The organism is Micromonospora sp. M51 (genome assembly GCF_018070305.1).
Classification (GTDB): domain Bacteria; phylum Actinomycetota; class Actinomycetes; order Mycobacteriales; family Micromonosporaceae; genus Micromonospora; species Micromonospora parva.
The window spans coordinates 1-3932 of the sequence record NZ_JAGPXZ010000595.1 but is presented as its reverse complement, the minus strand read 5'-3'; the positions used below and the strand labels follow the sequence as shown (position 1 = coordinate 3932).

The following is a 3932-nucleotide window of genomic DNA, read 5'->3' as shown; positions in this document are numbered from 1 at the left end:
CCGGCGGACGGGCCGAACGCGGCGGCGATCACCGGAGTCACCGCCGTCGGCCGGTACGCCCGCCCCGCCGACATCGCGGCCACCGTCGCGCACCTGGCCAGCCCCGAGGCCGGTTACGTGACCGGTGCGGTGGTCAACGTGGACGGCGGCTTCAACAGCTGAGCACCCGGGCGGCGTCGGCGCCATCCGACGCCGCCCCGGGCTCAACCAACCCAGTGCCGGCTCGTCAGCCGTCGTGGCCCAGCACCGGGCGTACCGCGTCGACGAACGAGATCCGGTGATTCGTGCGTACCTCGATCGCCGCGAGCCAGCGCTCACGGTGCCGGTCGCGCAGCGGCACACCCCGGTCGCCCGGCTCGTCACCGAGCCGGCGCTGGTCGGCGTGCTCCGCGGTGAGGCTGGTCAACACGGCCCGGCCGACCGCCGCGACCTCCGCCGGGCCCTCCAGCAACACCAGGTTGTACGCCTCGTCGACGGCGCGCATCGCCGCGTACGCCTCGTCGAAGCCGGGCACCGGCTCGCCCCCGCCGGGTTCGAGCCACCGCCGGTCCAACTGCCGGTACGCCTGGTCGCAGGCGCCCAGAAACCCGACGTACGCGTCGCGGCGCAACTCGTCCCGACGCGTCGCCCACCGCTCGACGCTCTCCTGCCGGGCGACGGTGAGTTGGTGGGCCAGTTGCCGGCGGGTGCTGAGCGCGCCGACCAGCCCGGTGAGGGTGGCGGCGGCCAAGGTGGACAGTGAGGTGATCAGCGCGACGGCGACGGTGTCCTGCACCCACCCATCATGGCGTGATCACTCCGGACCCGGCCGCGTCGGGTCCTCGCCGGTGAGCCCGTCCACCGACTCCCGGATCAGGTCGGCATGACCGACGAGCCTGCCCGATGGACGCCGCGATGAGGCCGGGTTCGGCCCGTCGTCCCGGGGGCGATGATCTAGAGAGAGCCGAGTTGACGCGCGAACTCCTGGTGAACCGAAACGAGTTCAGCAAGCCGGATCGGCTTGCGAGACACCATCGAGAGATCCTTGCCCTGCGTGGTCCACGGCGGTGGCAATGCGCTGATCCCCTGATCCAGGGCAACGCCCGCAACCTCGGCCTCCCACCCCGGCCACCGCAAGCCTTCATAAAACCCCGTCACTGCACCGGCGAGCATCGCCTCCAGCCACTCGCCATACCCAAGCTCAAGATCCTGCCAAGCCAGGTCCTCCGGGCCGAAATAGTGCACCGTCGGCCTCGCGCCCGGCTCCGCCTGCAACCACGCGAACTGCCCGCCCATCACATCGAAGGCGACGACCGGACGACCAACTCCCGCGACCATCTCGGCCGCCACATCCGGCAGCCCGTCGTGCCCACCGCCCAGCACCCGGAGCCAACCGTGATCGACTACCAGCCCGCCGCTGTTGACCACCACCGCCCCGAGCCACGACCTGGTCGTGATTTCCAGAGCCCCCAGGCATGCTCCCGCCCGCTGAGGATCGGCCGGCAGCACCTCCACCGGATACGGAGCTGCTGCCACCAGCGCCGAAATCTCGAACCACGCAGACTGTTCCACCCTCTCAGCCTCGCAGAGCCTCTCCGGTGGTTCGCTGAGCGAGTGCTCGCTGAACGATCAAGCGTATGGAACGTGCTGCACGCCCTCCGAGTTTTGCCTGTTGTGGGCGCGGCAGGTTTCGAACCTGCGACCCCTCGCTTGTAAGGCGAGTGCTCTCCCACTGAGCTACGCGCCCGGATCGCCCGTGGCGGGCCGGTGGCTGGCAAGCTTACCTGCCCGCCACCGACCCGGGTGCACGGCGTACCCCGGTCAGTTGGTCGCTTCGGCGACGGCCTTGCGCCAACCCTGCTGGTCGCGGGCCTCGCCCGGACCGTTCATCTCGGCGAAGCGGACCACGCCGGTCCTGTCGATGACGAAGGTGCCCCGGTTGGCGAAGCCGGCCACGTCGTTGAAGACCCCGTACGCCTGGGCGACGGCACCGTGCGGCCAGAAGTCGGCCAGCATCGGGAACTGGTAGCCCTCACGGTCGGCCCAGATCTTGTGGCTGTAGACCGAGTCGACGCTGACGGTCAGCACCTGGACGTCGTCGTTCACGTACTCGTCGAGGTTGTCTCGGATCTCGCTCAGCTCGCCCTGGCAGATGCCGGTGAAGGCGAGCGGGTAGAAGACCAGCAGCACGGTGCGCCTGCCCCGGAAGTCCGACAGTCGGACCTCCTGGTTGTTCTGGTCCTTCAGCACGAAGTCCGGTGCCTCGGCACCAACCTCGATGAGCATGCGCACTCTCCTCGGGTCGAGTCGGGTGAACGGCAGCGGCCTGCCACCCGGCGGTGGGCGGACCGTCGGGCGCGCAGAGCGGCGCTGGCTACTTCTTGGCCTTGGCCCCTCGGCGCAGCACCAGACGTGCGCCGCTCCAGTCCCGGCCGGCGTTCACGGTCGAGGTCTGCTGAAGGCCAGCGGTGGGCGCGGACTCCGCGACCTCGCTCGGCTCGACGTGCCCCTCGCGCCCCGCCTTGGGGGTGAGCAGCCACACGACGCCGTTGTCGGCCAGCGGGCCGAGGGCATCGACGAGCAGCTCGAAGAGGTCGCCGTCGCCGTCCCGGTACCACACCAGCACCGCGTCGACCACCTCGTCGGTGTCCTCGTCGACCAGATCTCCACAGCGGTCGGTCAGGGCGTCTCGGAGATCCTGGTCGACGTCGTCGTCGTACCCCATCTCCATGACGACCATCCCCGGTTCGATCCCGAACCGGTCCGCCAGGCTGCGTACCCCGTCGGCGGCCTGACCAGCGGTCGCGCTCACTGTCGCGTGCCTCCTCATCTCGTCCCTGCTCGCGGCGTCGGTGCGACGCCGTCAGGCAAAGTCCACACACTTGTGGGTCTGCGCGCAAGTGGCGCACCGGGTGGAACGGAATTTACCGTGCCAGCAGCGTACGGGCACCGTCGGTAATGGCTTCCGCGGAGACCAGTACGTGACGTGCTGCCGGACCTAATGGTACAAACGAGTCAACTCCCGCCACTCGCCGCGCGGCACCGACATATCCGGCGTCGACGAGCGCGGCGATCACGCCCTCGCCGACCCCGCCGGAGCGGCGTGTCTCGTCCACCACCAGCACCCGGCCGGTCGCCGAGGACTCCCGGATGATGTCGGCCACCGGCAGCGGGGCCAGCCAACGCAGGTCCACCACGCGGGTGCCCACCCCCTCCTCGGCGAGGACGGCCGCGGCCCGCAGCGACATCCGCACCCCGTTACCGAAGGTGATGATGGTGAGGTCGTCGGCCGACCCGACGCGGTAGACCCGGGCCCGCCCGATCGGCACGTGACCGGCCACCCATCCGCCCGGCTCCGGATAGCCGGCCAGCCACTCTCCGTCACCGTCGGCGTACAGGTCGCGGGTGTGGTAGAGCGCTATCGGTTCCAGGAACACGCACACACTGCCGTCCACCGCCGCGCTCGCCAGACAGGTTCGCAGCATGGGCGCGGCGTCGTCCGGCCGCGCCGGCACCGCGATCACCAGACCGGGCACATCCCGGAGTACGGCCACCGAGTTGTCGTTGTGGAAGTGCCCGCCGAACCCCTCCTGGTACGCCAGGCCGGCCACCCGCACGACCATCGGGTTGCGGAACGCCCCCTGGGAGAAGAACCGCATGGTGGCCGCCTCACCGCGCAGCTGGTCCTCGGCGTTGTGCAGGTACGCCAGGTACTGGATCTCCGGCACCGGCAGCATCCCGGCCAACCCGGCACCGAGGCCCAGCCCGAGCACCGACGTCTCGTCGAGCAGGGTGTCGAAGACCCGGGCCGCCCCGAACCGGTCGCGCAGCCCCTTCGTCACCCCGTACACGCCGCCCTTGGCGGCCACGTCCTCACCGAAGACCGCCATCTGCGGGTGGTCGAGCATCCCGTCGGCGAGCGCGGCGTTGATGCTCTGCGCCAACGTCATCGG

General features: G+C 70.3%; 6 protein-coding genes and 1 tRNA gene. 1 reads left to right on the top strand and 6 read right to left on the bottom strand.

Annotated features, from left to right (window positions below):
• Positions 1–27: 27 nt before the first annotated feature.
• Positions 28–162, top strand: a complete 135-nt coding sequence (locus KBX53_RS25215; protein WP_309140850.1) for an SDR family oxidoreductase — start codon at positions 28–30, stop codon at positions 160–162.
• 64 nt (positions 163–226) lie between these two features.
• Here KBX53_RS25215 and KBX53_RS25210 read toward each other — a convergent pair whose 3' ends face one another.
• From KBX53_RS25210 to KBX53_RS25185, 6 genes are all read right to left on the bottom strand, one after another.
• Positions 227–775 carry a hypothetical protein gene (locus KBX53_RS25210; RefSeq protein ID WP_210861987.1) on the bottom strand — a complete coding sequence of 183 codons (549 nt, stop codon included), beginning with the start codon at positions 773–775 and terminating at the stop codon, positions 227–229.
• A gap of 158 nt (positions 776–933) precedes the next feature.
• Positions 934–1551: a DUF2625 family protein gene (locus KBX53_RS25205; RefSeq protein WP_210861985.1), complete on the bottom strand. Its 618-nt coding sequence runs from the start codon at positions 1549–1551 to the stop codon at positions 934–936.
• Between the two features lie 103 nt (positions 1552–1654).
• Positions 1655–1726, bottom strand: a tRNA-Val gene (locus KBX53_RS25200).
• A 74-nt stretch (positions 1727–1800) separates the two neighbouring features.
• Positions 1801–2265 (bottom strand): peroxiredoxin, encoded by a 465-nt coding sequence (locus KBX53_RS25195; RefSeq protein WP_030330239.1) that lies wholly within the window; start codon positions 2263–2265, stop codon positions 1801–1803.
• An 88-nt stretch (positions 2266–2353) separates the two neighbouring features.
• Positions 2354–2791: a DUF3052 domain-containing protein gene (locus tag KBX53_RS25190; RefSeq protein ID WP_030330240.1), complete on the bottom strand. Its 438-nt coding sequence runs from the start codon at positions 2789–2791 to the stop codon at positions 2354–2356.
• A 112-nt stretch (positions 2792–2903) separates the two neighbouring features.
• Positions 2904–3932, bottom strand: a 1029-nt coding sequence (locus tag KBX53_RS25185) for an alpha-ketoacid dehydrogenase subunit beta (protein ID WP_305797975.1), incomplete at its 5' end; no start/stop codon positions are given.